At 67.2% G+C, this 24,943-nt stretch carries 26 protein-coding genes and 1 tRNA gene; 23 read left to right on the top strand and 4 right to left on the bottom strand.

The features are described 5' to 3' along the window. Positions 1-148 precede the first annotated feature (148 nt). The 5 genes from dapB (at position 149) to FHY50_RS12460 (ending at position 3,295) form a co-directional block, all read left to right on the top strand. On the top strand, positions 149-877 hold the full coding sequence (gene dapB, locus FHY50_RS12480; RefSeq protein WP_140231257.1) for a 4-hydroxy-tetrahydrodipicolinate reductase: 729 nt from the start codon (positions 149-151) through the stop codon (positions 875-877). Further along, entirely contained in the window at positions 874-1,551 is a 678-nt protein-coding gene (gene nth / locus FHY50_RS12475) for an endonuclease III (protein WP_140231256.1), read from the top strand. The genes dapB and nth overlap by 4 nt, the downstream gene beginning before the upstream one ends. 4 nt (positions 1,552-1,555) lie before the next feature. Beyond that, complete coding sequence (locus FHY50_RS12470; RefSeq protein WP_140231255.1) at positions 1,556-1,936, top strand: hypothetical protein; 381 nt, start codon at positions 1,556-1,558, stop codon at positions 1,934-1,936. A 44-nt stretch (positions 1,937-1,980) separates the two neighbouring features. Then, positions 1,981-2,057: transfer RNA gene (locus FHY50_RS12465), tRNA-Arg, on the top strand. A 176-nt stretch (positions 2,058-2,233) separates the two neighbouring features. Beyond that, positions 2,234-3,295 (top strand): LacI family DNA-binding transcriptional regulator, encoded by a 1,062-nt coding sequence (locus tag FHY50_RS12460; RefSeq protein ID WP_244935368.1) that lies wholly within the window; start codon positions 2,234-2,236, stop codon positions 3,293-3,295. A gap of 6 nt (positions 3,296-3,301) precedes the next feature. On the opposite strand, the gene FHY50_RS12455 is transcribed toward FHY50_RS12460, so the two are convergent. Together FHY50_RS12455 and uxaC are read right to left on the bottom strand one after the other, a co-directional pair. Continuing rightward, positions 3,302-4,738, bottom strand: a complete 1,437-nt coding sequence (locus tag FHY50_RS12455; RefSeq protein ID WP_166745442.1) for a mannitol dehydrogenase family protein — start codon at positions 4,736-4,738, stop codon at positions 3,302-3,304. After that, positions 4,735-6,183: a glucuronate isomerase gene (gene uxaC, locus FHY50_RS12450; RefSeq protein WP_140231253.1), complete on the bottom strand. Its 1,449-nt coding sequence runs from the start codon at positions 6,181-6,183 to the stop codon at positions 4,735-4,737. The genes FHY50_RS12455 and uxaC overlap by 4 nt, the downstream gene beginning before the upstream one ends. A 209-nt stretch (positions 6,184-6,392) precedes the next feature. On the opposite strand from uxaC, the gene leuC reads away from it, so the two are divergent. The 13 genes from leuC (at position 6,393) to nadA (ending at position 17,594) form a co-directional block, all read left to right on the top strand. Then, positions 6,393-7,832, top strand: coding sequence for a 3-isopropylmalate dehydratase large subunit (leuC, locus tag FHY50_RS12445; protein WP_140231252.1), 1,440 nt, complete (start codon positions 6,393-6,395; stop codon positions 7,830-7,832). A 176-nt stretch (positions 7,833-8,008) separates the two neighbouring features. Continuing rightward, entirely contained in the window at positions 8,009-8,833 is an 825-nt protein-coding gene (locus FHY50_RS12440) for an N-acyl homoserine lactonase family protein (protein WP_140231251.1), read from the top strand. Next, the gene (gene leuD / locus FHY50_RS12435) at positions 8,833-9,462 is read left to right on the top strand and encodes a 3-isopropylmalate dehydratase small subunit (protein WP_140231250.1); all 630 of its coding nucleotides are present in this window, start codon (positions 8,833-8,835) and stop codon (positions 9,460-9,462) included. The genes FHY50_RS12440 and leuD overlap by 1 nt, the downstream gene beginning before the upstream one ends. After that, on the top strand, positions 9,425-10,426 hold the full coding sequence (locus tag FHY50_RS12430; protein WP_180345150.1) for an NADPH:quinone oxidoreductase family protein: 1,002 nt from the start codon (positions 9,425-9,427) through the stop codon (positions 10,424-10,426). Before leuD ends, FHY50_RS12430 begins: the two co-directional genes overlap by 38 nt. Positions 10,427-10,493: 67 nt before the next feature. After that, positions 10,494-10,817 (top strand): DUF1476 domain-containing protein, encoded by a 324-nt coding sequence (locus FHY50_RS12425; protein ID WP_140231249.1) that lies wholly within the window; start codon positions 10,494-10,496, stop codon positions 10,815-10,817. A 4-nt stretch (positions 10,818-10,821) separates the two neighbouring features. Then, entirely contained in the window at positions 10,822-11,076 is a 255-nt protein-coding gene (locus FHY50_RS12420) for a BolA/IbaG family iron-sulfur metabolism protein (RefSeq protein WP_140231248.1), read from the top strand. A gap of 5 nt (positions 11,077-11,081) precedes the next feature. After that, positions 11,082-11,411 (top strand): Grx4 family monothiol glutaredoxin, encoded by a 330-nt coding sequence (gene grxD, locus FHY50_RS12415; protein WP_140231247.1) that lies wholly within the window; start codon positions 11,082-11,084, stop codon positions 11,409-11,411. Between the two features lie 28 nt (positions 11,412-11,439). After that, complete coding sequence (locus FHY50_RS12410; RefSeq protein ID WP_244935367.1) at positions 11,440-12,741, top strand: glycosyltransferase; 1,302 nt, start codon at positions 11,440-11,442, stop codon at positions 12,739-12,741. Positions 12,742-13,005: 264 nt separating this feature from the next. Then, positions 13,006-13,374 (top strand): BlaI/MecI/CopY family transcriptional regulator, encoded by a 369-nt coding sequence (locus FHY50_RS12405; RefSeq protein ID WP_140231246.1) that lies wholly within the window; start codon positions 13,006-13,008, stop codon positions 13,372-13,374. Then, positions 13,371-14,840 carry a M56 family metallopeptidase gene (locus FHY50_RS12400; protein ID WP_140231245.1) on the top strand — a complete coding sequence of 490 codons (1,470 nt, stop codon included), beginning with the start codon at positions 13,371-13,373 and terminating at the stop codon, positions 14,838-14,840. Before FHY50_RS12405 ends, FHY50_RS12400 begins: the two co-directional genes overlap by 4 nt. Positions 14,841-14,967: 127 nt before the next feature. Beyond that, positions 14,968-15,828, top strand: a complete 861-nt coding sequence (locus FHY50_RS12395) for an MBL fold metallo-hydrolase (RefSeq protein ID WP_180345149.1) — start codon at positions 14,968-14,970, stop codon at positions 15,826-15,828. Beyond that, on the top strand, positions 15,825-16,529 hold the full coding sequence (locus FHY50_RS12390; RefSeq protein ID WP_140231244.1) for a DUF4230 domain-containing protein: 705 nt from the start codon (positions 15,825-15,827) through the stop codon (positions 16,527-16,529). Before FHY50_RS12395 ends, FHY50_RS12390 begins: the two co-directional genes overlap by 4 nt. Positions 16,530-16,583: 54 nt before the next feature. Next, positions 16,584-17,594, top strand: a complete 1,011-nt coding sequence (gene nadA / locus FHY50_RS12385; protein ID WP_140231243.1) for a quinolinate synthase NadA — start codon at positions 16,584-16,586, stop codon at positions 17,592-17,594. A 6-nt stretch (positions 17,595-17,600) separates the two neighbouring features. On the opposite strand, the gene FHY50_RS14255 is transcribed toward nadA, so the two are convergent. Both FHY50_RS14255 and FHY50_RS12380 read right to left on the bottom strand, forming a co-directional pair. Continuing rightward, entirely contained in the window at positions 17,601-17,777 is a 177-nt protein-coding gene (locus FHY50_RS14255; RefSeq protein WP_166745441.1) for a hypothetical protein, read from the bottom strand. Positions 17,778-17,851: 74 nt separating this feature from the next. Continuing rightward, a complete protein-coding gene (locus tag FHY50_RS12380) occupies positions 17,852-18,163 on the bottom strand; it encodes a hypothetical protein (protein ID WP_140231242.1) in 312 nt (103 codons plus the stop codon). 149 nt (positions 18,164-18,312) lie between these two features. Between FHY50_RS12380 and FHY50_RS12375 the strand changes: the two genes are divergently transcribed. Genes FHY50_RS12375 through FHY50_RS12355 form a run of 5 tightly spaced genes read left to right on the top strand, consistent with a single transcriptional unit; the run spans position 18,313 to position 24,909 of the window. Next, the gene (locus FHY50_RS12375) at positions 18,313-19,296 is read left to right on the top strand and encodes an ArsR/SmtB family transcription factor (RefSeq protein ID WP_140231241.1); all 984 of its coding nucleotides are present in this window, start codon (positions 18,313-18,315) and stop codon (positions 19,294-19,296) included. After that, positions 19,293-20,261: a methylenetetrahydrofolate reductase [NAD(P)H] gene (gene metF / locus FHY50_RS12370; protein ID WP_140231240.1), complete on the top strand. Its 969-nt coding sequence runs from the start codon at positions 19,293-19,295 to the stop codon at positions 20,259-20,261. The genes FHY50_RS12375 and metF overlap by 4 nt, the downstream gene beginning before the upstream one ends. 12 nt (positions 20,262-20,273) lie before the next feature. Beyond that, a complete protein-coding gene (locus FHY50_RS12365; protein WP_140231239.1) occupies positions 20,274-21,320 on the top strand; it encodes a homocysteine S-methyltransferase family protein in 1,047 nt (348 codons plus the stop codon). 37 nt (positions 21,321-21,357) lie between these two features. Continuing rightward, positions 21,358-23,952, top strand: coding sequence for a methionine synthase (gene metH / locus FHY50_RS12360; protein WP_140231238.1), 2,595 nt, complete (start codon positions 21,358-21,360; stop codon positions 23,950-23,952). Positions 23,953-24,000: 48 nt separating this feature from the next. Next, a complete protein-coding gene (locus FHY50_RS12355; protein WP_140231237.1) occupies positions 24,001-24,909 on the top strand; it encodes a sulfite exporter TauE/SafE family protein in 909 nt (302 codons plus the stop codon). Positions 24,910-24,943 lie beyond the last annotated feature (34 nt).

Raw genomic sequence — 24,943 nt, 5'->3', positions numbered from 1 at the left:
CCTTTGTGTAACCGGTTACGCACCGGGGTGCGATCGGAAAACGGGAGCGCTTGTCCTGTTGGCAGAACGCGACCGCTGCCTATTTGTAAGACCTGTTGGAGCGCGGCCCTTTCTGCCATCACTGCATCGATACAATGAGGGGATCGCGATGACGCGGATCGGAATCTACGGCAGTGAAGGGCGGATGGGTCAGGCGATCGTCGCGGCGATGCCCGCGCTCGATGCTGTCCCTGCGGGCGGGTGCGATGTCGGCGATGACCCGAGGCAACTTGCGCAAGCCTGCGACGTGCTGGTCGATTTTTCGGCACCCGCGGCGCTGGAGGCACATCTCGCCGCCGCGCGGGCTGCGCGCACGCCGATCGTCGTCGGGACCACGGGGCTTGGCGCCAGCCATCATGCGCTGATCGACGCCGCGGCCACCGAAATCGCCATTTTGCAGACTGGAAATACCTCGCTGGGCCTGGGCATGCTGCTTGCCCTGGTGCGCGATGCCGCCGCTCGGCTCGGCGCGGACTGGGATATCGAGATCGCAGAGATGCATCACCGCGAAAAGGTCGATGCACCGTCGGGAACCGCGCTGATGCTGGGCGAGGCGGCGGCGTCCGGCCGTGGCTCGACGCTTGCCGAATCGGGCGTGGTTGGCCGTGCCGGGCTGACCGGATCGCGTGCGCGCGGGACGATCGGGTTTGCCAGCATGCGCGGCGGCTCGGTCGTCGGAGATCACCTGGTAGTCTTCGCCGGCGACGGCGAGCGGATCGAGCTCGTACATCGCGCCGAGGATCGCGCGATCTTCGCGCGCGGCGCGGTGCGCGCGGCACAGTGGCTCGCGGGCAAGCCGGCGGGCCGATACACGATGGATCAGGTGCTGGGCCTTTGAAGAAAGCGGACGTCGTCGAATTCTATGCGCGGCTGGCGCAGGACAACCCTCACCCCGAAACCGAGCTTGTATCGGACAATGTCTTCCAGCTGCTGGTGGCGGTAGTGCTTTCGGCGCAATCGACCGACGCCGGCGTCAATCGGGCGACCCGCGCCCTGTTCGCTGAGGTCGGTACGCCAGAGCAGATGGTGGCGCTGGGCGAGGAGGCGCTGCGCCAGCACATCCGCACGATCGGACTGTTCAATACCAAGGCGAAGAACGTCATCGCGCTCAGCGCAGCGCTGATCGCCGACCATGGCGGCACCGTCCCGGCCGACCGCGATGCGCTCGAAGCGCTGCCCGGTGTCGGCCGCAAGACCGCCAACGTCGTGATGAACACCGCGTTCGGCGCAGAGACCTTTGCGGTCGATACCCACATCTTCCGCGTCTGCAACCGCACCGGCCTCGCCCGTGGCAAGACCGTGCTGGCGGTCGAGAAAGCGCTCGACAAGGCGACGCCCCAGCCCTTTCGGCTGCACGCGCATCACTGGCTGATCCTGCATGGCCGCTATGTGTGCAAGGCGCGGACGCCCGAATGCTGGCGATGCAGCGTTGCCGACCTTTGTGTGTTCAAGCCCAAGACCCCGCAGCCCGCGGCCGCCGCCCGGCGGCGATCCGCGACATTGAAGGCATGACGCCATGCGCATCCCGCTGATCGCTTCTATGGTGCTGGCAGCCATGCTGTGCGGCTGTGTTCAGGACGGCGCGACGCCATCGCAATGGGCGGATGCCGCACCGGTGGGGCCGGCAGTAAACTGCATCGAATCCAGCCGCATCCGGGAGACTCAGGTGCGCAGCGATACCATCGTCGATTTCCGCACGCGCGACGGCGTCACCTATCGCAATACGCTGCCCATTGCCTGCTCGATGCTGACCATCAGCCGCAGCTTCACCTATCGCACCGATGGCGGCCAACTCTGCTCGATCGACACCGTACAGGTACGGCCGACGGGCGGCGGCATTCCCGGCCCGACCTGCGGCCTTGGCACGTTCCAGCCGATCGACCTGCCGGCCGGCTAATTCGACTGGCAACCGTGCAGAGGCTCTGCTACCCGATCACTCAGGCACCCGTAGCTCAGCTGGATAGAGCGCTGCCCTCCGAAGGCAGAGGCCACAGGTTCGAATCCTGTCGGGTGCGCCAGCATCGACGTATATCTCCTGAATCCAATCGGCGTCGCGGCGACCGGGCCCGGGGCGCCCTCTCGCCCCGCTGTTCTGCGGCGGATAAATCCTACCCGGTCGCGGGAAGGCCGCTTTTCCTCTTCCGCAGCGATGCGTAGGACGGTCGCGGCGCTTTGCAACAGAGGACCCGCGACCGTGGACGAAGAACCCGATCGCACCTCGTCCACGTATCCCGGCGGGGTCACGATCAACGACATCGCCGCGGCGGCGAACGTATCGATCCGTACGGTGTCCCGGGTGCTCAACCGCTCGCCCAAGGTCAATGCCGAGACGCGGCTGCAGGTTCAGCGCGTCATCGATGCGATGGGGTTCAGCCCGAGCCTGCGGGCGCGCGCGCTTGCCGTCGGGCGGTCGTCGCTGATCGGCATGGTGCACGACGACCCCAATGCGCTCGTGCTCGATACCGTCCAGCGCGGCATCGTCGATGCCTGTGTCGGGCGCGGCTATGAACTCGTGGTCCATCCGGCCGTGCATGACGACGCCGATGTCGTATCGGAAATCCTCACCTTCGTGCGCCGGTCGCGCGTCGACGGACTGGTCGTGCTGCCACCGGTTTCCGAACAGCCGGCGATTCCCAGGGCGCTTGCGGACCTGAAGGTACCGGTGGTCGGCCTCGCCGCGGTGCGCATCCCGTCCTATCCGGCGATGCTGGTGTCCGACGAGCGGCGCGGGGCGCACGCCATCGCCGACCATTTCATCGCATTGGGCCATCGCCGCATCGCCATCATCACCGGCCCGCGCGCGTTCCACTCGGCGACCGAGCGCGAGCAGGGGTTTCGCGCCGCGTTGCAGGCGGCGGCCATCGATCTCACGGCGGCGTATGTCCGCGAAGGCGATTACGGCTTCGATTCCGGCGTGGCGGCGGCGGAGACGCTGCTTGCCCTCGACCGGCGCCCTACCGCCATCTTCGCCAGCAACGACATCATGGCCGCGGGCGTTCTCAAGGTGGCGACCCGCCGGGGCATCGCCGTGCCGGCGGACCTGTCGGTGGCGGGCTTCGACGGCAGCGTCCTTGCGCGGATGGTGTCGCCAGCGCTCACCACCGTCCATCGTCCGCTGCGCACGATGGCCAGCGACGCGACCACCCTGCTGATCGACATGATCGAGGATGCGGCGCGCGGCCCGAGGCCGGACCGGCTGGTCGATCTTGCCATCGAGATCCGCGAATCGACCGGTCCGGCTCCTCGCGAAACGTGACCCGCCTCAGCGCCGGGTCAGCAGCGCAGCGGCCGTCGGCGCGTCGCGCAACGCTGCGAAGGCGCTGCCGACCTCGTCCCGGAAAACGCGGTCGTCGACCAGCGTTCCGAAGACCTCGGGCAGGTCGAGGATCGCCAGCGGGTCGGCGGCGCACGCCAGCAGGCGCCGGGCCAGCGGATCGATCAGTGGCCCGTCGCCGCGCCCCGCGCGCTCGACGAAGCGCAGCCAGGCGGCGACCGGAACGGCGAGGCGCGCGGTCGGACGACCGGCCGCGCGCGCATCGCGCACCGCATCGAGCAAGCGATAGGGCAGCTTTTGCGAACCGTCGCAGGCGATCTGCGACAGCTGATGCTCGATCGCCGGATTGCCGAACCGGGCCAGGATCGAGGTGATATAATCGGTCAGCGACAGGCCGGCCGGGGTCTCCAATGACGGCGCGATATCTTCGCGCATCAGGCGTTCGACAAACGCCGCCAGCCTCGGGTCCGCCATCGCATCCGCCACGGTCGCATGGCCGAGCAGCAGCCCGAGATAAGCGAGCGACGAGTGCGCGCCATTGACGAGGCGCAGCTTGGCCGCCTCGAACGGGCGAACATCGTTTGCAAAGGTCACGCCTGCAGCCTCGAGCGGCGGCCGCTCCCCGGCAAAATCGTCCTCGATCACCCATTGCATGAAGCGTTCGCGCTGCACCGGCCAGGCGTCCTCCTGCCCGATCGCCGCTGCGACGCGGTGGCGCAGGGCGTCGTCGGTCGCCGGCGTGATCGAATCGACCATCGACGACGGAAAGCGGACCATGTCGGTGATCCACTGCGCGGTGGCGGCGTCCTTGCGCATCGCGAACGCATGCACCGCCGCGCCGAGCTTGCGACCGTTCGCGGCAAGATTGTCGCACGACAGCACGGTCAGCGGCCCGCCCCCGCGCCGACGGCGCTCGGCAAGCCCGGCGACGATCCAGCCGACCAGCGACGTCGGCGCGGTATCGTGCGTCAGGTCGCGCGCGATTGCCGGATGGTCCCAGTCGAGCGTGCCGTCGCTCGCCAGGCAATAGCCCTTTTCGGTTACCGTCGCGGTCAGCAGCCGCGTCGAGCGTGCGGCGATGCGATCCAGGATTGCCGCGCGGTCGGCGGCGATGAGCAGTTGCTTGAGCGACCCGATCACCCGCAGATCGGCGCGCCGGTCGAGCGTCGCCAGGGTGTAAAGACCCTGTTGCGGCCGCAGCGCGTCGGCGATGCCGGTCGATGCGAGGCTGACGCCCGAGATCGCCCAGCGCGGATCCTCGGCGAGCACCGCGTCGAACGCCGCCGCCTGATGTGCGCGGTGAAACGCGCCCGGGCCGAAATGGACGACGCCGATCTCGGTCTTCGCGCGATCATAGTCGGGGCGTGCGACCGCGCCGGGAAGCCGATCGAGCGTCGCTTCGGACAGGCGCGGCAATCCGCTCATGCCGCGCTGGCGGTAGACGCAACCGGCGCGGCGGCGTCGATGCGGTATGCGCGCTTGACCAGGCGATAGGTAAGGTCGTGCGCGACCTCGACCGCGGCATCCTCGTCGAGCCGATGTTCCGCGACCAGCCGCGCGAGAAAGCCGCAATCGATGCGGCGCGCCATGTCGTGCCGCGCCGGAATCGACAGGAACGCACGGGTGTCGTCGTTGAACCCGACGGTGTTGTAGAAGCCCGCGGTTTCGGTGGTCATTTCCCGGTAGCGGCGCATGCCCTCAGGGCTGTCGTGGAACCACCATGCCGGACCCAGCTTGAGGCAGGGATAATGCCCGGCCAGCGGCGCCAGCTCGCGCGTGTAGGTCGATTCGTCGAGCGTGAAGAGGATGATGGAAAGATCGCATTGGTTGCCGACGACATCGAGCATCGGCTTTAAGGCATTGACGTAATCGGTGCGCACCGGGATGTCGGCCCCTTTGTCGCGGCCATGGCTGGCAAACAGTCCGGCATTGTGATTGCGCCGCGATCCCGGATGGATCTGCATCACCATCCCGTCGTCGACCGACATCCTGGCCATTTCGGTGAGCATCTGCGCGCGGAAAAGTTCCGCATCGGCCGCATCCCAGCGACCGCCGACGATCCTGGCGAACAGCGCCTCGGCTTCGGCAGATGTCAGGTTCGCGGTCTGTGCGGTGGCATGGCCGTGGTCGGTCGCCGTCGCACCCGCGGCCCGGAAATCGGCCCGGCGCGCGCGATGCGCGGCGAGATAGCCTTGCCACGACTGCACGTCTTCTCGGGTAAGGTCGGCGAACCGGGCAAGGGCTGCGGCGAACCCTTCATGCTCGACGTCGATCACCGCATCGGGGCGATAGGTCGTGACGACGCGCCCGCCCCAGCCCGAGCGGCGGATCGCCGCATGGTGCGCCAGCGGATCGTCGGCGCCCTCGGTCGTCGCGAGCAGTTCGATGCCGAACCGTTCATACAAGGCGCGCGGCCGGAATGCCGGGGTCGCCAGCGCTTCGCCGATCGCGTCGAAGTAGAAATCGGCGGTGTCGCGGTCGAGCGCCACGTCAAACCCGAAGACTTCCGCAAAGACGTGATCGAGCCACAGCCGCGACGGCGTCCCGCGAAACAGATGCTGGTTCGCGGCGAAGACATGCCACGCCGCACGCGGGTCGGTCGCCGGCATACCGCCGCGATGCGGAACGCCCAGATCATCGAGCGCGATACCCTGACTGTAGAGCATCCGGTACAGATAGTGATCGGGCGAGAGCAGCAACTCGGTGGCGTTCGACCAGGCGGCGTCGGTCGCGAACCACGCCGGATCAGTATGTCCGTGGGGGCTTACGATCGGCAGAGCACCGACCTGTGCATACAGCCGCCGCGCGATCGCCCTTGTATCGGCGTCCGCGGGAAACAGACGGTCTGGATGATTCTGCAGCACGGCCATCTCGGACTCCTCGGCAGGGATAGAGCATAGGCTGCCAGCGCTGGCAACCGGCCAACACCCGTGTTTTGCGACGGTTGCGTTTGGGGCCCGGCAAACGCCGGCAATGGAGCCGAGGCAATGTCGCGCAGTCCGGCCATATCGAATGCTGCGCGTTGCTTGCCGCTTTGCACACTATTGTTACACGCGACCCGCGGCGCTAAGCGCGGCGCATGGCATCGCGACCGCTTACGCTTTACGAAAAAATCTGGGCATCGCACGTCGTCGAGCGGCGCGACGACGGCACGTGCCTGATTTATATCGACCGCCATCTCGTCCACGAAGTCACCAGCCCGCAAGCGTTCGAGGGGCTGCGCGTCGCCGGGCGGCGGGTGCGGCGCCCCGACCTTACCCTGGCGGTGCCCGACCATAATCTGCCGACCACGCCGCGGCGCGACGCGGCGGGGCATATGCTGCCGATCGCCGACCCGCAAAGCGCGGCGCAGCTCGACGCGCTCGAGCGCAACACGCGCGAATTCGGCATCGACTATATCGGCGCCACGTCGATCGACCAGGGCATCGTCCATGTCGTCGGCCCCGAACAGGGCTTCACCCTGCCCGGCACCACCTTGGTATGCGGCGACAGCCATACTTCGGCGCACGGCGCGCTCGGTGCGCTCGCATTCGGGATCGGCACCAGCGAAGTCGAGCATGTGCTGGCGACGCAGACACTGCTGCTCCAGCAAAGCAGGACGATGGAGATTCGCGTCGACGGCACCTTGGGCTTCGGCGTGTCGGCCAAGGACGTGATCCTGGCGATCATCGGCCGCATCGGCGCGGCGGGCGGGACCGGGCATGTCGTCGAATATACCGGCGAGGTGATCCGGGCGCTGTCGATCGAAGGGCGGCTGACCGTATCGAACATGTCGATTGAGGGCGGTGCCCGTGCCGGGCTGATCGCGCCGGACGAGACGACCTTTGCTTATCTCGAAGGACGGCCGATGGCGCCCGGCGGCGCGGATTGGCGGCGCGCGGTCGACTATTGGCGCACGCTGCCGAGCGATCCCGGCGCGACGTACGACCGGACGGTCCGGCTCGACGCGACCGATATCGCGCCGTCGCTGACCTGGGGCACCAGCCCCGAGGATGTGGTCGCCATCACGGGATCGGTTCCCGATCCCGACCAGTTCGCCGATCCATCGAAACAGGCCGCGGCGCGCAAGTCGCTTGCCTATATGGGCCTCGTCCCGGGCATGCGGATGCAGGACATCGCCGTCGAGCACATCTTCATCGGATCGTGCACCAACAGCCGGATCGAGGATCTGCGCGCCGCGGCGGCGGTGGTGCGCGGACGCCATGTCGCGGGCGGCATCCGCCAGGCGCTGATCGTGCCGGGGTCGGGGCTGGTCAAGCGCCAGGCCGAAGCGGAGGGGCTCGACCGCGTCTTTGTCGAGGCTGGCTTCGAATGGCGCGAACCGGGCTGTTCGATGTGTCTGGCGATGAATCCGGACAAGGTGCCGCCCGGCGAACGCTGCGCTTCCACTTCGAATCGAAATTTCGTAGGGAGGCAGGGCCCGGGTGCGCGGACGCATCTGGTGTCACCGGCGATGGCTGCAGCCGCTGCGGTGACGGGACGGCTCACCGACGTCAGGGACCTGATGGGCGCGGGCTGATTGGGGGTTGGTTGGTATGAAGCGTGCTATGATGATGTTGATGGTGGGAACCGTTCTGGCCGGGTTGGCCGCTGCCTATGCGGGAACGACCAAGGCGGGGAGCGCAGCGGTCGCAGCGCCGCCAGCGCCCGCCGCCGGGTAACCGGCCGAATATCAAGCTACAGGGAAGCGCATCGATGAAGCGTCTGCGGAACATGCTGGCCCTGCTGGCGATGGCGGCGACGCCTGTCGGTGCGCAGCAAGCCGAAGCGCCGAGCGGGCCGACGCTGACCGCGTTCGAGTGCGGAACGCTGGTGCAGCCCGACCTCGGCCGCTTTTCGGATACGATGCGCTTCGCTGGCGAGCGCCGCGAACTGATCGCCGGATGTTTCCTGATCCGTCATTCCAAGGGGGTGCTGCTGTGGGATACCGGGCTTTCCCCGGCGATCCAGCGCGAGCCGCAGGACGGCATGACGCTGACGACGCGCATCGCCGAGCGGCTGGCGGCGCTGGGACTGGCCCCGGCCGACGTCACCCATGTCGGGATCAGCCATTATCATGCCGACCACACCGGCGGCGCCGCCGATTTTCCCAAGGCGGAGCTGTTGATCGGCAAGGCCGACTGGGATCGCGTGCGTAGCTTCAAGCGCGGCGATCCGCAACGCGACCAGCTGGCGCCCTGGCTTGCCGGCGGCGCAGTGACGCCGGTCGAGGGTGACAGGGACATTTTCGGCGACGGCAGCGCGGTGATGCTGGCGATGCCTGGGCACACCCCCGGGCACAGCGCGCTGCTGGTGCGGCTGCCAGATGCAGGACCGGTGCTGATTTCGGGCGACCAGTTCCATTTCCGCGAAAATCGAGAGGTCGGCGGCGTGCCGACGTTCAACGTCGATCGCACCGACACGCTCGCGTCGCACGACCGGTTCGAGGGGATTGCCCGCGCGCTGGGCGCGCGGGTCGTTATCCAGCATGACCCACGCGACATGGCGGCGCTTCCCCCCTTCCCCGCAAGCCTTGAGTGATGCGCCCGGTCACGCGCGTCGATGGTCGCGCCTATCCGTGGGGCGCCAAGAACGTCGATACCGACATCGTCATCCCGGCGCATTGGCTCAAGACGATCACGCGCAGCGGACTTGGCCGCGGCGCATTCGAAACGGTCCGCGCCGAACCCGGCAACCTGTTCGACGATCCGCGCTACGCAGGCGCGCCGATCCTGATCGCGGGGGAGAATTTCGGCTGCGGATCGAGCCGCGAGCATGCTGCCTGGGCACTGGCCGACATGGGCGTGCGCGCCGTGATCGCACCGAGCTTTTCCGACATTTTTTCTGGAAACGCCATCAAGAACGGGATCATCCCCGTGGTGCTGCCGCAAGATGCGATCGACCGACTGATCGCGGTCGCGCGCGAGCATCCGGTGAGCATCGATCTCGACAGCATGACCGTGACGACGCCGTTCCAGGACCGGTTCGGCTTCGAACTCGACCCCTTCCGCCGCCGCTGCCTGATCGAGGGACTGGACGAAGTCGGCCTGACGCTGGCAAAGGATACCGCGATTTCGAAATTCGAAGCCGCGGCCGACCTGTATCGCCCGTGGCTCAAGCGGGAGAGCCGGAATGAAGGCATTGCTGTCGAGGGCGCCGGGCGGACCTGAAACACTGGAACTGGCCGATATGGCCGATCCCGTCGCCGGTTCGGGAGAGGTCGTCGTCGCCATCCGCGCCTGTTCGGTCAACTATCCCGACGTGCTGATCATCGAGGATCGCTATCAGTTCAAACCGCCCCGGCCGTTCGCGCCGGGCAGCGAGATCGCCGGCGTGATCGAGAGCGTCGGGCCCGATGTCACCGGGTGGGCACCGGGCGACCGCGTCCTCGCCACCACCGGACATGGCGGGATGAGCGAGAAGGTTTCGATCCCGGCCGCGCGGCTGTTCCGCCTGCCCGAAGGACGCAGTTTCGAGGAGGGATCGGCGCTGCTCCTGACCTATGCCACGACCATCCACGCGCTGCTCGATCGCGGACGGCTCGCCGCCGGGGAGACGTTGCTGGTGCTCGGCGCTGCGGGCGGGGTCGGGCTGGCGGCAGTCGAACTCGGCAAGGCGCTGGGCGCACGCGTCGTCGGCGCGGTGTCGTCGGAGGAGAAGGCAGCCGCAGTGCGCGAGGCGGGGGCGGACGAGGCGATCGTCTATGGCCGCGCACCGTTCGACAAGGATCAGTCCAAGGCGCTGGCACAGGCGTTCAAGGCGGCGGGCGGCGCGGATGGATATGACGTGATCTACGATCCGGTCGGCGGCGACTATGCCGAACCGGCGCTGCGCTCGATCGGCTGGGAGGGGCGCTATCTGGTGGTCGGGTTCCCGGCGGGCATTCCCCGATTGCCGCTCAACCTGACGCTGCTCAAGAGCTGCGACGTATGCGGCGTGTTCTGGGGCGCGTTCGCGGCGCGCGACCCGAAGGCGAACGCAGCGCATGTCGAGCGGCTGTTCGCGCTGTGGGCGGACGGCAGCATCGCGCCGCGCGTCACCGAGACCTTCCCGCTGGAGCAGGGCGGCGCGGCGATCGCGAAGATGGCGGCACGCGGTGCGATCGGCAAGCTGGTGGTGCGCATCGGCGGCTGACCCGCCCGTTGCGCCGCTCCGGCCCGCGCCCTATCTGACGCTCAGGATATCAAGGGGATCAGGGCCGATGACCAGTTTCGACGATCGCGAGAAGGCGTTCGAGGCGAAATATGCGCGCGACGAGGAGATGGCGTTCCGGGTCATCGCGCGGCGCAATCGCTTGCTCGGGGGATGGGCTGCGGCGCGGATGGGGCTGACACCCGAAGAGACCGATGCCTATGCCAAGGCGGTCGTCCAGGCCGATTTCGAGGAAGCCGGCGACGAGGACGTGATCCGCAAGCTGGTCGGCGACCTGACTGCTGCCGGCATCGATACCGACGAAGCCGAAGTGCGCCGCGCGCTCGACGAGCAAATGGTCGAGGCGCGCCGCCAGATGCTCGAGGCACGCTGATCCCATGGCAATGGCGGCCGACCAAATCGAAGCGCTGATCCGCGAGGCGATTCCCGATGCGGTGGTCGAGATCACCGATCTTGCCGGCGATGGCGACCATTATGCCGCGCGCGTGACCAGCGAGGGGTTTCGCGGGCTATCGCGCCTGCAGCAGCAGCGCGCGGTCTATGCCGCATTGGGCGATCGTATGGGCGGCGTGCTGCACGCGCTGCAACTGACTACGGCCGTCCCCGCTGCCGAAATGCCTGTTCAGGAGTAGAGACGATGACCGACGACACCCAGCACCGCCTTCAACAACTGGTCGACAGCAACGATGTGCTGCTGTTCATGAAGGGCAGCCCGCTGTTTCCACAATGCGGCTTTTCGAGCCGCGCGATCGCCATCCTCAACCATCTCGGTGTCGCGTTCGAAAGCGTCGACGTGCTTCAGGATCAAGAGGTGCGCCAGGGGATCAAGGCATTCTCCGACTGGCCCACCATCCCGCAGCTTTACGTAAAGGGCGAATTCGTCGGCGGATCGGACATCATGATGGAGATGTACGAAAGCGGTGAGCTCGGCACCTTGATGTCGGAAAAGGGCGTCGCTGCCGCCTGATCGCGCGCTGCGTTCGAGAGGTTTGGCGATGTTGCTGCGATCGAGTGCCGCGGCGGACGATGGGTTCGCCGTACGCGACATGGCCCCGAAGCTGCTCTGCGATCTGACGCAGAGCTATTCTCCGCATGGCGGCGGCGGCATCAGCACCTATCTGCGCGAGAAGCGCGACCATGTGCTGGCGCATACGCCGCATAGCCTGCTCCAGATCGTGCCCGGCCCGTACGACAAGGTGACGGTCAAAGGGCGACACATCTTTGCGGAGGTTGGTGCCGACCCGGTGCGCGGCAGCCCCAATTACCGGTTCATCCTGCGCACCAGGGCGGTTCGCGCCCTGCTCGAGCAACATCGCCCCGACGTGATTGAATCGCTGTGCCCGTGGGTGCTGCCCTGGACCGCGATCCAGCACCGCCGCGCCTTTCCCGACACCGTGCTGGTCGCGGGCTATCGCACCGATTTTCCCAATGCGCATGTCTATCGCGTCGGGCGCGACCTGTTCGGCACCACCGCCGGGCGAGCGCTGCGCTGGCTGAGCTACGGCTATGCCGAAATCACCTATCGCGAGTTCGACCTCGTCTACACGCTCGGCGAGGATGCGCGCGAGGCGCTGGCCCGGCGCGGGATCGACCAGACGGCGGTGCTGCCGCTCGGCGTCGATGCCGAACTGTTCTCGCCGACGCGGCGCGATCCCGGCTATCGCGCGCAGCTGGGGCTCGCGGGCGACGGTCCGCTGCTGGTCTATGCCGGGCGCCTCGACCACGAAAAGCGCGCCGATCGTCTGCTGGCGATGTTTCGGGCACTGCCGCCCGAGCTGGGCGCCGCGATGGTGTTGATCGGTGACGGCAAGCTGCGCGAGCCGCTGGTCGCGGAGGCGCGCGCCGACAATCTGGCGATCGCGTTTCCCGGCTTCGAGAATGATCGCGCCGAGCTCGCCCGGGCACTGGCGTCGAGCGACCTGTACGTGTCGGCGATGGCTGACGAGACGTTTGGAATCTCGGTGCTCGAAGCGCAGGCGAGCGGGCTACCGGTGGTCGGTGTCGCCAGCGGAGCGATGCCCGACCGCGTGCCGCCGGGCCTGGGTCTGCTCGGACCAGTCGATGACACCGCGGCGATGGCTGCCAATGTCGAACGGCTGTGGCGCGCCGACCACGCCGCAATCGGCGCCGCGGCGCGGGCGATGGTCGTCGAACGCTTCGGCTGGAGGCAAACCTTCGACCGGCTGCTGGGGGAACTCTATCCGCAGGCGATCGCCAATGCTCGGGCGCGCCGGGACGGCCGCGGCGGACGCTGGTTCCGGCGCAAACGGGCGGTGGGGGACGTGGTGGCCGGGTGAGGGCGGGTCGCCGCGAGACCGGAAAGCTAGCTGGCAACCCGCCCTACGAAGCGCAACGCGCTCGGGGTATTCGTAGCGATGCACTGATCGTGCCATTTTCCGGAACACGCGCGAACAGGTGCGTTTTCTCTATCGGCGTCGCGGCCACGCACCGACGGCTGTAAAATATTCCGACGAAAATGGCAGCTTGCGTGGCGCAGGGAAACGCTATTGACTACACTCGTAATCAGTGCGACTACAGTCGTAGTCCAGGAGAGCGAGTCGATGCCCGAACGTATCAGCGATGCCGAGCATGCCGTGATGGAGGTGTTGTGGGAGCAAAGCCCGCTCACCGCCCAGGACGTGGTCGAACGCATCCCCGCCGAACGCGATTGGAGCGCCAATACCGTCAAGACGCTGATCGGGCGGCTGCTCGCCAAGAACGTCATAGCGCACGAGGCCGATGGGCGCCGCTATCTGTATCGCCCGCTGATCGAACGCGGCGAATATGTCGTCGGCGAATCCCAGCGCCTGATCGACCGGCTGTTCGGCGGCAAGCTGACGCCGCTGGTCGCACATCTCGCCGAGCGCGACGCGCTGACCGGCGAGGACATCGCCGAGATTGAGGCGCTGCTCAAGGACCTCAAGCAATGATCGGCTGGGCAGTCGAGACGCTGGTCGCGTCGAGCGTGCTGATGCTGGTGGTGCTGGCGCTGCGCGCGCCGGTGCGGCGGGCGTTCGGACCGGCAATGGCCTATGCGCTATGGGCGATTCCCGCGCTGCGCATGCTGCTTCCGCCGCTGCCCGAAACGGTGCGGCTGACCGAGATCGCGCCCATCGGCGCCGCCATTCCGCCCGGCACGATCTCGCTGGGCGTGCCGGTCGCAACGATTCCGGCAGTGCCGCAAGGATGGGGGATGAGCGACGTCCCCGCGATCGTGATCGGCCTGTGGGTGATCGGCGCGCTTGGCTTTGTCGGCTGGCACCTGGTGTCGTACATTCGCTTCTGCCGCCGCATCCGGGCGCAGGCGCAGGGCAGCTACCGGGTTGCCGGCGGCCGCGTCGCGGTGGTCGAGAGCGACGCCGCGGCAGGGCCGATGGCGTTCGGCATCTGGCGCAAGCATGTCGCCTTTCCAAGCGACTTTGCCGAACGCTACGACGAAGCCGAGCGCGACCTGGCGCTGGCGCACGAACTCGGCCACCACGCCCGCGGCGACCTGATCGCCAACTGGATCGCGCTGGCGATGCTCGGGCTGCACTGGTTCAATCCGATCGCGTGGCGCGCATTCCGGGCATTCCGCGCCGATCAGGAAATGGCGTGCGACGCGCTCGTGCTCGGCAATCGCCCGGCGGCGCTGCGCCACGCCTATGGCCGCGCCATCGTCAAATCGGCGCATGGCGGCGCGGTCTCCGCCGCGTGCCATCTGCACACCATCAACGAGATCAAAGGGAGGTTGAAGATGCTGACAAAGCACCGCCGCGCGTCGCGTGGCCAGATGGCGGGAGGAACCGCAGGCGTCGCTGCACTGACGCTTGCCGCATTGGGACTTACCGCATCGGGGACGCACGCCGCGGAAACCTTCCGCGACCGTGTCGAAGGCTCGATCGGCGTCAAGCTCGACGATATCAAGCTGCCATTGCCGCCGCTCCCGCCGATCGCCCCAAATGCGGCGCAGGACGCGGCGCCGGCTGCGTCGCCCGCCCCGCCTGCACCGGTCGATGACCTTGCCATCGCGCCCCCGCAGCCCCCGATCCAGCCGGGTCCGGGCGAGCTGGCCGAGCTGCGCGCGCTGGAAAACGTCCCCGACGTCGAGGAGCGTACATGCGGCGCCGGTAGCCAGCACGTCATCCACGAACAGGGTGCCGGCGGCAAGAAGCGGATGGTGATCTGTACCGATCGCATCGAGGCGCAGGTCGAACAGGCGACGGCAATGGCGATGCAGCATGCCAAATTCGCGGAGGCGACCAAAGCGACCGCACTCGCCAGCGCCAGGGCGAGCATCGCGATGGCGCGCACCACGATCGAGAACGAAGCCAGCCTGAGCCCCGAAGATCGCGCAGAAGCGCTGGCAGGGCTCGACGAGGCGATCGCCGAGATCGAAGCCGAAGGCATCGACTGACTCCTGGGGAGGAGCGGACGGCGTAGGCGGGCTACCCGCCGTGCAGTCCGGTGAGCGCGGGGCTGGCCTTCTCCTTCGGGCCGGCCCCGCCTTGCGCATCGTGCGATCGCCCGCCATTTCATCCGTTATGAACGAAGCGCCCACCGGGCAGGCGGTCCTCCTGAGCCCCCTCGTCACCCGGGTGCTGGCCCCCAACCCGTCGCCCTACACGTACACCGGAACGCAGACGCATCTGGTCGGCGACCGACGCGTGGCGGTGATCGATCCCGGACCCGACGACCCAGCGCATCTGGAAGCGCTGCTCGCCGCGATCGACGGGCGCGAGACGGTCGCGATCGTCTGCACGCATACCCACCGCGACCACAGCCCGCTCAGCCGTGCGCTCACGGCCGCGACGGGCGCGCCGATCATCGGCTGCGCGCCGCTGGCGCTGGGTGATCCCGAAACGCGGTCCGACGCGGCGTTCGATTTCGACTATGTTCCCGACCGGATCCTGGGCGACGGTGATGGATTGGAGGGCGATGGCTGGACGCTGGAAGCGGTGGCGACGCCCGGACACACTTCGAACCACCTCGCCTTTGCGCTGCCGCAGGAGGCCGCGCTGTTCACCGGCGATCACGTCATGGGCTGGTCGACCAGCATCGTCTCGCCGCCCGACGGCGACATGGGCGCGTACATGACCAGCCTCGACACGCTGATCGGCCGCGACGACGCGGTCTACTATCCAGGGCATGGCGAAGCGGTGCGCGACAATCCGCAGCGGCTGGCGCGCAGCATGCTCGGCCATCGCAAGCAGCGCGAGGGTCAGATCGTCCGGCTGCTCGCCACCGGGGAGGCGAGCGTCGCCGATCTGGTCGCAAGGATGTATGTCGGGCTCGATCCGCGCCTGGTGCCAGCGGCCGAGCGATCGGTGCTGGCCCATCTGATCGATTTGGCGCGGCGCGGGCTGGCAGAACGGCGCTCGGAGGGGCTATGGCAGGCAGGATGAACCGGTCGCTGATCCAGACGCTGGTCGCGGTCGCGATCACCATCGCCGTCTGCCTCGCCGCGTTCGCGCTCTATCAGCGCTATACCGAGGAATATGTCGTCACTCCCGAACCCGAAACGGGCGAGGCGGTCACGCAAGTGGTCGCCGCGCGGCTGTCGGGGGCGAGCGCGCTCAAGGTCGCGGAGCTGTCGGGGACGATCCAGAGCGTCGCCAGCGACGTCCGCGGCTTCGGCATGTTACGCTCGGACCAGGTGGTCAAGGCGCCGTTCTCGGTCGATTATTTCATCGATGCCTCGGCGATCGGCGCCGACGACCTGGAATGGGTCGAAGCGTCGCGCACGCTGATCGTCAACGCGCCCGACGTCACCGTGGCGAAGCCCAATGTCGACGAAAGCGCGCGCACATTGGTGCGCACCAAGGGCGTGTTCGTCACGCGCGAGGCGGGCGAGCAGCTGAGCCAGCGCACCTCACAGGCGGCGCAGGCCAAGGCGCGGTCGGAAGCCGCCTCACCCCAGCGCCTGGCGCAGGCGCGCGAGAACGGGCGGCGCGCGCTGGCCTCGCTGCTGGGCGCACCGCTGGGCACGCTCGGTTATGGCGACGCGCGGGTGGTGGTGACGTTTCCCGCCGAGCGCCCGTCGCGCAGCCGCGAACGCTGGGACGTGTCGCGCGCGCCGGCGGACGTGGTCGGCAACGCGCGCTAGCAACGCGGGCCAGGATCGCTATCTAGCGGCAAGACGATCGTAGGGAACAGGTATATGGACGCACGTGGTGGCATCGGCGGCAGCCTTTCGGGCATCGACCTCCTCGCGGAGATCGATCGGTTGCGCACCGAGCGCAACGCCGTCATCCTGGCGCATTACTACCAGAAGCCCGAAATCCAGGACCTTGCCGATTTCGTCGGAGACAGCCTCGACCTCAGCCGCAAGGCGGCGGAAACCGATGCCGACGTCATTGCGTTCTGCGGCGTGCGCTTCATGGCGGAGACCGCCAAGATCCTGTCGCCCGACAAGATCGTCGTGCTGCCCGACATGGACGCCGGCTGCAGCCTCGAGGACAGCTGCCCGCCCGACCAGTTCGCCGCGTTCCGCGCGCAGCATCCGGACCACATCGCGCTGACCTACATCAACTGCTCGGCGGCGGTGAAGGCGCTGTCGGACATCATCGTCACATCGTCGTCGGCCGAGAAGATCCTCAGCCAGATCCCGCATGACCAGAAGATCATCTTCGGCCCCGACAAGCATCTCGGCGGATATATCAACCGCAAGATGGGCCGCGACATGCTGCTGTGGCCCGGCGTGTGCATCGTCCATGAGGCGTTCAGCGAAACCGAGCTGTTGAAGCTCAAGGCGCAGCATCCCGGCGCGCCGGTGGCCGCGCATCCCGAATGCCCGCCGCACGTGCTCGACCACGCCGATTATGTCGGCTCGACCAGCGGAATCCTTGATTTCGCCAAGAGCTTTCCCGGCGACACGATGATCGTCGCGACCGAACCGCATATCATCCACCAGATGGAAAAGGCGGTGCCGGAAAAGAACTTCATCGGCGCGCCGGGCGCCGACGGCAACTGCAACTGCAACATCTGTCCGTACATGGCGCTCAACACGATCGAAAAGCTGTACGTGGCGCTACGCGACCTCGAACCGCGCATCGAGATCGAGGAGGGACTGCGTCTCAAGGCGCGCACGTCGCTTGATCGGATGCTGGCGATGGCGGGCGGAACGGTGGGCCTGGGCGATCTCGGACCGCTGGCGATCGGCGGAAGCTGACGCCGCTCAGTCCGCCACATTTTCGATTCCGACCGCCTCGGGCATGGTCGCATTGGCGTCGAGCATCGCGGCGGCATCGTTGAGCACGCGGGCCTCGCTTTCGGTCACGCCGCCCGGCGCGAGTTCGTCGTCGGAGCCGCATCCCGCAAGCAAGAGGACGGCGAGGATCGGCGTGAGGCGCATGACGGGGTCCTGAAACGACAACGGGCCGCGCTTCCATGCCGGAAGGCGACCCGCTGCGCTAGGGTAGAGGAAAATCAGTCGGCGACGTCGCGGCCGCCTTCCTGCAGTTCCTGACCCGCTTCCTGCATCGCGCCGCCGACGGCCTCATCGGTGCCCTCGACCGCATTCTCGGTCGACTGGCCGAGCTGGTCGGCGGCCTGCTCGGCCTCGCCAAGCGCGCTGTCGGTCGCGGCTTCGACGTCGGAGGCGGCTTCGCTGACCGCGGCGTTGGTGTCGGCAGCGATCGCGTCGGCGGCTTCACCGGTCTCGTTCTGCGCATTCTCCGAGCAGGCAGCGAGGCCGAACGCGGCGGCGACGGCGAACGGCAGCAGGATTGATTTCTTCATGATGTTTCCTTCACCCCGTTAATCCACACACGCCGGCCAATGCCGACGCGACCCGAGAAGCTAGTCATCAAACCCGGTAGCGCAAGCATATTTGCGACGCATGGCAATCGCATTGACCTCATATAAAGATATCTTTATATCTTGATCCAATGCAGTCCTCGACATCCACCGCCCCCTCTGATGCGACCGAGATCTTCAGCGCGCTTGCGGATGCGACGCGCCTGCGCATCGTCGCGTTGCTGCGGTCGATGGAGCTTTCGGTCGGTGAACTCGCGCAGGTGTTGGGTCAGAGCCAGCCGCGGGTGAGCCGTCACGTCAAGATCCTGTGCGATGCCGGCCTTGCCGAGCGCCGCAAGGAAGGCAGCTGGGTGTTCGTGGCGCTCGGCGTGCCCGATCGCGTTGAGCCGGTGCTGGCGGCGCTCGATCGCTGGCAGGCCGATGCACCCGATCCCTGGGCGACCGCAGATACCGCCCGGCTGTCGGCTGTGCGCGCCGATCGCGCCGCGGCTGCGGCCGACTGGTTTCAGCAGCACGCCGACGAATGGGATGCGATCCGGTCGCTGCATATCGCCGAGAGCGAAGTCGAACAGGCGATGCTGCGGGTGATCGGCGGCCAGCCGATCGCGCAATTGATCGACATCGGTACCGGCACCGGCCGGATGCTGGAATTATTCGCACCGCGCGCGACCCGCGCGCTGGGGATCGATCGCAGTTCGGAAATGCTGCGGCTGGCGCGCGCCAAGCTCGCCGAACAGGGATTGACGCATGCCGAGTTGCGCCAGGCAGATCTCTACGCGCTGCCGATGGGAAGCGGCGCTGCCGATGTCGCGATCCTGCACCATGTCCTGCATTTCGCGCAGCAGCCCGGCGCCGCGATCGCCGAGGCGGCACGCGTGCTGCGACCCGGCGGACGGCTGCTGATCGCCGATTTCGCGCCGCATGAGCGCGAGGAATTGCGCAGCCGGAACGCACATGCGCGGCTGGGCTTCTCGGACGACCAGATTCAGGGCTGGTTCGACCAGCACAATCTCGCCCCGGTGTCGATCGACACGCTCGAAGGCGGCGAACTGACGGTGAAACTATGGCTGGCGCGCAGCAGCGCGCCGCCCAAGCTGGAGGTACAGGCGGCATGACGCTATCGCTGGGACAGCTCGAAGAGGCGCGGCGCGTGCGACCCGACGACGACAGCGCCGTGGCGCTCGCCGCGCCGTTGTTCGCCGACGTCGCAGGCGATTGCCGCGTGTCGTTCGAATATTTTCCGCCCAAGACCGAGAAGATGGAAGCGACCCTGTGGGACGCGGTGCGGATGCTGGAGCCGCTCGAGCCGAGCTTCGTGTCGGTCACGTACGGCGCGGGCGGCTCGACGCGCGAGCGCACCCACGCCACCGTGGCCCGGATCGCGCGCGAGACCGCAATTTCGGCCGCGGCGCATCTGACCTGCGTCGAGGCGACCCGCAGCGAGATCGATGCGGTGGCGGAGGAATATTGGGCCGCAGGCGTGCGCCACATCGTCGCGTTGCGCGGCGACATGCCGACGCCTGGCGCGAGGTTCGAGGCGCATGCCGACGGCTATGCCAACGCCGCCGCGCTGGTCGCGGGGCTGCGAAGGCTGCACCCGTTCGAGATCTCGGTCGCCGCCTATCCCGAATGCCACCCCGATTCGGGCGACGTGACCACCGACCTCGACAACCTCAAGGCCAAGATCGACGCCGGGGCGACCCGCGCGATCACGCAGTTTTTCTTCGAGCCCGAGACGTTCTTTCGCTTCCGCGACGCGGCCGCCGCTGCCGGGATCGACGCCGATCTCGTCCCCGGCATCATGCCCGTGACCAATTTCGCCGCAGTCCAGCGCATGTCGAAGCTGTGCGGCACCGACGTTCCGGACTGGATGGGGCGGCTGTTCGAGGGTCTCGATGCGCTTCCCGCCGCCCGCCAGCTGGTCGCGGCGACGCTGGCCGCCGAACTCAGCCGCAAGCTGTATGCGGGCGGCGTCCGGCACCTTCACTTCTACACGCTTAACCGCGCCGAACTGAGCTACGCGATCTGCCATATGCTGGGGCTGCGGCCCAAGGCGGCGGCAGGGCGCGTGGCGGCCTGAGGATTTTCTAAGATGACCCCACGCGAACATCTGCTCGCCCAGGCAGCCCAGCGCATCCTCGTCACCGACGGCGCGTTCGGGACCGAAATCCAGAACTGGAAGCTGTCTGAGGCCGACTATGCCGGCGATCTTGGCCTGGGCCATGACCAGAAGGGCAATAACGACATCCTCGCGCTGACGAAGCCGGAGGTGCCGGAAGCGATCACCCGCGCCTATCTGGATGCGGGGTCCGACATCGTATCGACCAACACCTTCAGCGCCAACAAGATCAGCCAAGCCGATTACGGCGCGGAGGGCCTGGTGCGCGAGATCAACATCGCATCGGCGCGGATCGCGCGCGGTTGCGCCGACGAATATGCGGCGAAGGATGGGCGCCCGCGCTTCGTCGCCGGTGCGATCGGGCCGACCAATAAGACGCTGTCGCTGTCGCCCGACGTCAACGATCCCGGGTTTCGCGAGATCGACTTCGATACGCTCAAGGACGTGTACCGCGAACAGATCGACGCGCTGCTAGAGGGCGGCGCCGACTTCATCCTGATCGAGACGGTGTTCGACACCCTGAATGCCAAGGCCGGGATCATGGCCGCGATCGAGGCCGCAGATGATCTTGGCCGCGACGTGCCGATCATGTTGTCGATGACGCTGACCGATCTGTCGGGGCGCAACCTGTCGGGGCACACGGTCGAGGCGTTCTGGTGCGCGGTGCGTCACGCCCGGCCGCTGACGATCGGGCTCAATTGCTCGTTCGGCGCGGAACAGCTGCGTCCGCATGTGCGCACGCTGTCGGCTGCGGCAGATACGCTGATCATGGTCTATCCCAACGCAGGCCTTCCCAACGAACTGGGCGAATATGACGAGATGCCGGCGACGACCGCCGGACTGGTCAAGGAATGGGCGGATGCAGGACAGATCAACATCCTCGGCGGCTGTTGCGGTTCGACGCCGGCGCATATCAAGGCGATCGCCGATGCCGTGCGCGGATTGCCGCCGCGGGCGCTGCCAAAGCCGCCGGTGGTAACGCGACTGGCCGGGCTGGAGCCGTTCACGATGGCGGCGTGACGCCCCATCCACCTTACTTACCACGAACGGAATCCTAGTGAATCAGACTACCGCCCAGTTCGTCAATATCGGCGAGCGCACCAACGTCACCGGATCGGCCCGCTTCAAGAAGCTGGTGATGGCCGACGACTATGCCGCCGCGGTCGAGGTCGCCCGCCAGCAGGTAGAGAGCGGTGCGCAGGTGATCGACGTCAACATGGACGAAGGGCTGCTCGACGCGCATCACGCGATGACGACCTTTCTCAAGCTGATCCAGGCCGAACCCGACATCGCGCGGGTGCCGGTGATGGTCGACAGCTCGAAATGGTCGGTGATCGAGGCCGGGCTGAAATGCGTGTCGGGCAAGCCGATCGTCAATTCGATCAGCATGAAGGAAGGCGAGGACCAGTTCCTCGAACAGGCGCGCAAGTGCATGGCCTATGGCGCCGCCGTCGTGGTGATGGCGTTCGACGAGGTTGGCCAGGCCGACACCCAGGCGCGCAAGGTCGAAATCTGCGAACGCGCCTACAAGTTGCTCGTCGGCATCGGCTTTCCGCCCGAGGACATCATCTTCGATCCCAACATCTTCGCGGTCGCGACCGGGATCGAGGAGCACAATAATTACGGGGTGGACTTCATCGAAGCGTGCCGGGAGATCAAGGCACGCTGCCCGCACGTCCATATCTCGGGCGGGCTATCGAACCTGTCGTTCAGCTTTCGCGGCAACGAGCCGGTGCGCAAGGCGATGCACAGCGTCTTCCTGTATCACGCGATCCCCGCCGGGCTCGACATGGCGATCGTCAATGCCGGGCAGCTCGACATCTACGACCAGATCGACGCCAAGCTGCGCACCGCATGCGAGGACGTCATCCTCAACCGCGATCCCGACGCGACCGAACGCCTGATCGCGCTTGCCGAGACGTTCAAGGGCACCGATGTCGTCGCGGAAAAGGCCGCGGCCGAATGGCGCGGATGGGACGTGACCAAGCGGCTGGAACACGCGCTGGTCAAGGGCATCGACCTGCATGTCGTCGAGGATACCGAGGAAGCCCGGCTGCAATATGCGCGCCCGATCGAGGTGATCGAGGGCCCGTTGATGGACGGCATGAACGTCGTCGGCGACCTGTTCGGCAGCGGCAAGATGTTCCTGCCGCAGGTCGTCAAGTCGGCGCGGGTGATGAAGAAGGCAGTCGCGCACCTTCTCCCCTATATCGAGGCCGCCAAGGAGCCGGGCGCCAAGGGCAAGGGCAAGGTCATCATGGCGACCGTCAAGGGCGACGTCCATGACATCGGCAAGAACATCGTCGGCGTCGTGCTCCAGTGCAACGGGTTCGAGGTGGTCGATCTGGGCGTGATGGTGCCGTGGTCGAAGATCATCGCCGCGGCGAACGAGAATGACGCCGACATGATCGGGCTGTCGGGCCTCATCACCCCCAGCCTCGACGAGATGGTGACGGTCGCCGAGGAGATGAAGCGCGCGAAGATGACGATGCCGCTGCTGATCGGCGGCGCGACGACGTCGAAGGTCCACACCGCGCTGCGCATCTCGCCCGCCTATGACGGTCCGATCGTCCACGTGCTCGATGCCAGCCGCGCGGTCGGGGTGGCGACGACGCTGGTCAGCGATACCCAGCGCGACGCGTATGTGAGCAAGATCGCTGACGAATATGAAGCGGTGCGGATCGCGCGCGCGAACAAGGGCCAGAGCGAACTGATCCCGATCGAGGCGGCGCGCGCCAACGGCTTCGCGGCCGACTTCGCGCTCAAGCCCGACGCGCCGAAGCAGCCGGGACTGCACGTGTTCGACGACTGGGACCTGGCCGAGCTTCGCGAGCTGATCGACTGGACGCCGTTCTTCCGCTCATGGGAGCTGGCGGGCAATTATCCCGCGATCCTCGACGACGACGTGGTCGGTGAGAGCGCGCGGTCGCTGTTCGCCGATGCTCAGGCGATGCTCGACACGATCATCGCCGAAAAGTGGCTGACCGCACGCGGGGTCGCCGGGCTGTGGTCGTGCCGGCGCGACGGCGACGACGTGGTTGTCGATGCCGACGGCGCAACCACGCGCTTCCCCTTCCTGCGCCAGCAGATCGCCAAGCGTGAGGGGCGCGCCAACATGTGCCTGGCCGACTTCGTCGATCCCGCGGGCGATTGGATCGGTGGGTTCGCGGTCGGCATTCACGGCATCGACGACCATATCGCCCGGTTCAAGGCGCAACATGACGATTATCAGGATATTCTGCTCAAGGCGCTCGCCGACCGCTTTGCCGAGGCGTTCGCCGAAGCGCTGCACCGCCATGTGCGCACCGAGCTGTGGGGCTATGCCGCGGGCGAGCAGCTGACCAACGAGGCGCTGATCCGCGAGCAGTATCGCGGCATCCGCCCCGCGCCCGGCTATCCCGCCTGCCCCGACCACAGTGCCAAGCCGATGCTGTTCGAGCTGCTAGATGCCGAAACCAATACTGGCCTCACGCTGACCGAAAGTTTCGCGATGTGGCCGACATCGGCGGTGTCCGGTTTCTATTTCGGCCATCCGGACGCTGCCTATTTCGGAGTGGCGCGGATCGGGCGCGACCAGCTGGAGGAATATGCGGGGCGTCGCGGCGTCGATGTGGCGCAGGCCGAACGCTGGCTGCGGCCCAATCTCGACTGACTTGCCCAACCCCGTCCCGGCGCGTAGCGGCACAGCGGGGGGCAGGTGATGGCGGGTCGGATATTCTGGGCAGGAATCGCCTGTTTCGCGGCGATGTATGCGGCATTATGGGCATTCGCGCCGATCGACGGCGATGTCCTGCGCCGGATCTGGTTCATGCCCGCGATCGGCGTGCTCGGCGCCACCATCGCCAATACGTCGGGCACGGGCGGCGGCGTGGTGTTCATTCCTGTCTTCAACATCCTGCGCATCGAAGGCGTGATCGCGCTCGCGCCGGTCGCGATCACCGCGTCGAGCTTCCTGATCCAGTGCTTCGGCATGTCGATGGGGTCGCTGCGCTGGGGATTGCGCGTCCACGCCCAGCTGCCGCCCGCCGACGACCACCATGTCCGCGTCCGCATCCGTGATTTCTGGACGATCGTCGGCGCGGTGATCGCGATCTCGGCGCCCGTGATGCTCGCGACGCAGCGTCTCGCCCATTTCGCGCCGCACAACGTGCTGATCGCGTTCAAGGCGTTCTCGATCCTGCTGGGACTGACCCTGATCGCGACGGCATGGACGGTAAACCGCAAGCTGCCCGAACAGCCCAGCCTCAAGCGCATCGACCTGATCGTGCTGCTGGCGATGGCACCGGTGGGCGGGTTCATCACCGCGCTGTTCTCGGTCGGTATCGGCGAGATGGTCGCGCTCTATCTGTTCATCCGCCATTATCCGATCCTGCTGTCGACCGGCGCCGCCACCGTGCTGTCGGCGCTGTCGTGCCTGATGGGCGCCGTCTGGCATATCGAGGCGGGGACGGTGCCGTGGGAAGTCGTCGCGCTCGCCGCGCCGGGCGCGCTGGTCGGCGGGTTCATCGCGCGCCCGATCGCGCTGTGGTTGGGATCGCTGCGGCTCAAGACGCTCGACGGCGCGTGGATCGTGCTATCGAGCTGCTATCTGATCTGGGTCAACCGGTAAGGCGGCTTGCCGCGCCAGACCCAGCGGCTACACC

The organism is Sphingomonas japonica, assembly GCF_006346325.1.
GTDB classification, from domain to species: domain Bacteria; phylum Pseudomonadota; class Alphaproteobacteria; order Sphingomonadales; family Sphingomonadaceae; genus Sphingomonas; species Sphingomonas japonica.
Note: the sequence above shows the minus strand (reverse complement) of the source record. Positions and strands in the feature narration are given on the sequence as shown.

Bases quoted from the DNA above. Each gene is read 5' to 3' on its own strand.
- FHY50_RS14255 (WP_166745441.1), bottom strand. From the start codon at position 17,777: ATGCGCCTCACGCCGATCCTCGCCGTCCTCTTGCTTGCGGGATGCGGC.
- FHY50_RS12365 (WP_140231239.1), top strand. From the start codon at position 20,274: ATGACCCCACGCGAACATCTGCTCGCCCAGGCAGCCCAGCGCATCCTC.
- dapB (WP_140231257.1), top strand. From the start codon at position 149: ATGACGCGGATCGGAATCTACGGCAGTGAAGGGCGGATGGGTCAGGCG.
- metF (WP_140231240.1), top strand. From the start codon at position 19,293: ATGACGCTATCGCTGGGACAGCTCGAAGAGGCGCGGCGCGTGCGACCC.
- FHY50_RS12455 (WP_166745442.1), bottom strand. From the start codon at position 4,738: ATGAGCGGATTGCCGCGCCTGTCCGAAGCGACGCTCGATCGGCTTCCC.
- FHY50_RS12390 (WP_140231244.1), top strand. From the start codon at position 15,825: ATGAACCGGTCGCTGATCCAGACGCTGGTCGCGGTCGCGATCACCATC.
- grxD (WP_140231247.1), top strand. From the start codon at position 11,082: ATGACCGACGACACCCAGCACCGCCTTCAACAACTGGTCGACAGCAAC.
- FHY50_RS12405 (WP_140231246.1), top strand. From the start codon at position 13,006: ATGCCCGAACGTATCAGCGATGCCGAGCATGCCGTGATGGAGGTGTTG.
- FHY50_RS12470 (WP_140231255.1), top strand. From the start codon at position 1,556: ATGCGCATCCCGCTGATCGCTTCTATGGTGCTGGCAGCCATGCTGTGC.
- FHY50_RS12420 (WP_140231248.1), top strand. From the start codon at position 10,822: ATGGCAATGGCGGCCGACCAAATCGAAGCGCTGATCCGCGAGGCGATT.
- FHY50_RS12395 (WP_180345149.1), top strand. From the start codon at position 14,968: ATGAACGAAGCGCCCACCGGGCAGGCGGTCCTCCTGAGCCCCCTCGTC.
- FHY50_RS12375 (WP_140231241.1), top strand. From the start codon at position 18,313: ATGCAGTCCTCGACATCCACCGCCCCCTCTGATGCGACCGAGATCTTC.
- FHY50_RS12400 (WP_140231245.1), top strand. From the start codon at position 13,371: ATGATCGGCTGGGCAGTCGAGACGCTGGTCGCGTCGAGCGTGCTGATG.
- FHY50_RS12355 (WP_140231237.1), top strand. From the start codon at position 24,001: ATGGCGGGTCGGATATTCTGGGCAGGAATCGCCTGTTTCGCGGCGATG.
- FHY50_RS12425 (WP_140231249.1), top strand. From the start codon at position 10,494: ATGACCAGTTTCGACGATCGCGAGAAGGCGTTCGAGGCGAAATATGCG.
- FHY50_RS12440 (WP_140231251.1), top strand. From the start codon at position 8,009: ATGAAGCGTCTGCGGAACATGCTGGCCCTGCTGGCGATGGCGGCGACG.
- uxaC (WP_140231253.1), bottom strand. From the start codon at position 6,183: ATGGCCGTGCTGCAGAATCATCCAGACCGTCTGTTTCCCGCGGACGCC.
- nadA (WP_140231243.1), top strand. From the start codon at position 16,584: ATGGACGCACGTGGTGGCATCGGCGGCAGCCTTTCGGGCATCGACCTC.
- FHY50_RS12410 (WP_244935367.1), top strand. From the start codon at position 11,440: ATGTTGCTGCGATCGAGTGCCGCGGCGGACGATGGGTTCGCCGTACGC.
- FHY50_RS12430 (WP_180345150.1), top strand. From the start codon at position 9,425: ATGAAGGCATTGCTGTCGAGGGCGCCGGGCGGACCTGAAACACTGGAA.
- leuD (WP_140231250.1), top strand. From the start codon at position 8,833: ATGCGCCCGGTCACGCGCGTCGATGGTCGCGCCTATCCGTGGGGCGCC.
- leuC (WP_140231252.1), top strand. From the start codon at position 6,393: ATGGCATCGCGACCGCTTACGCTTTACGAAAAAATCTGGGCATCGCAC.
- FHY50_RS12380 (WP_140231242.1), bottom strand. From the start codon at position 18,163: ATGAAGAAATCAATCCTGCTGCCGTTCGCCGTCGCCGCCGCGTTCGGC.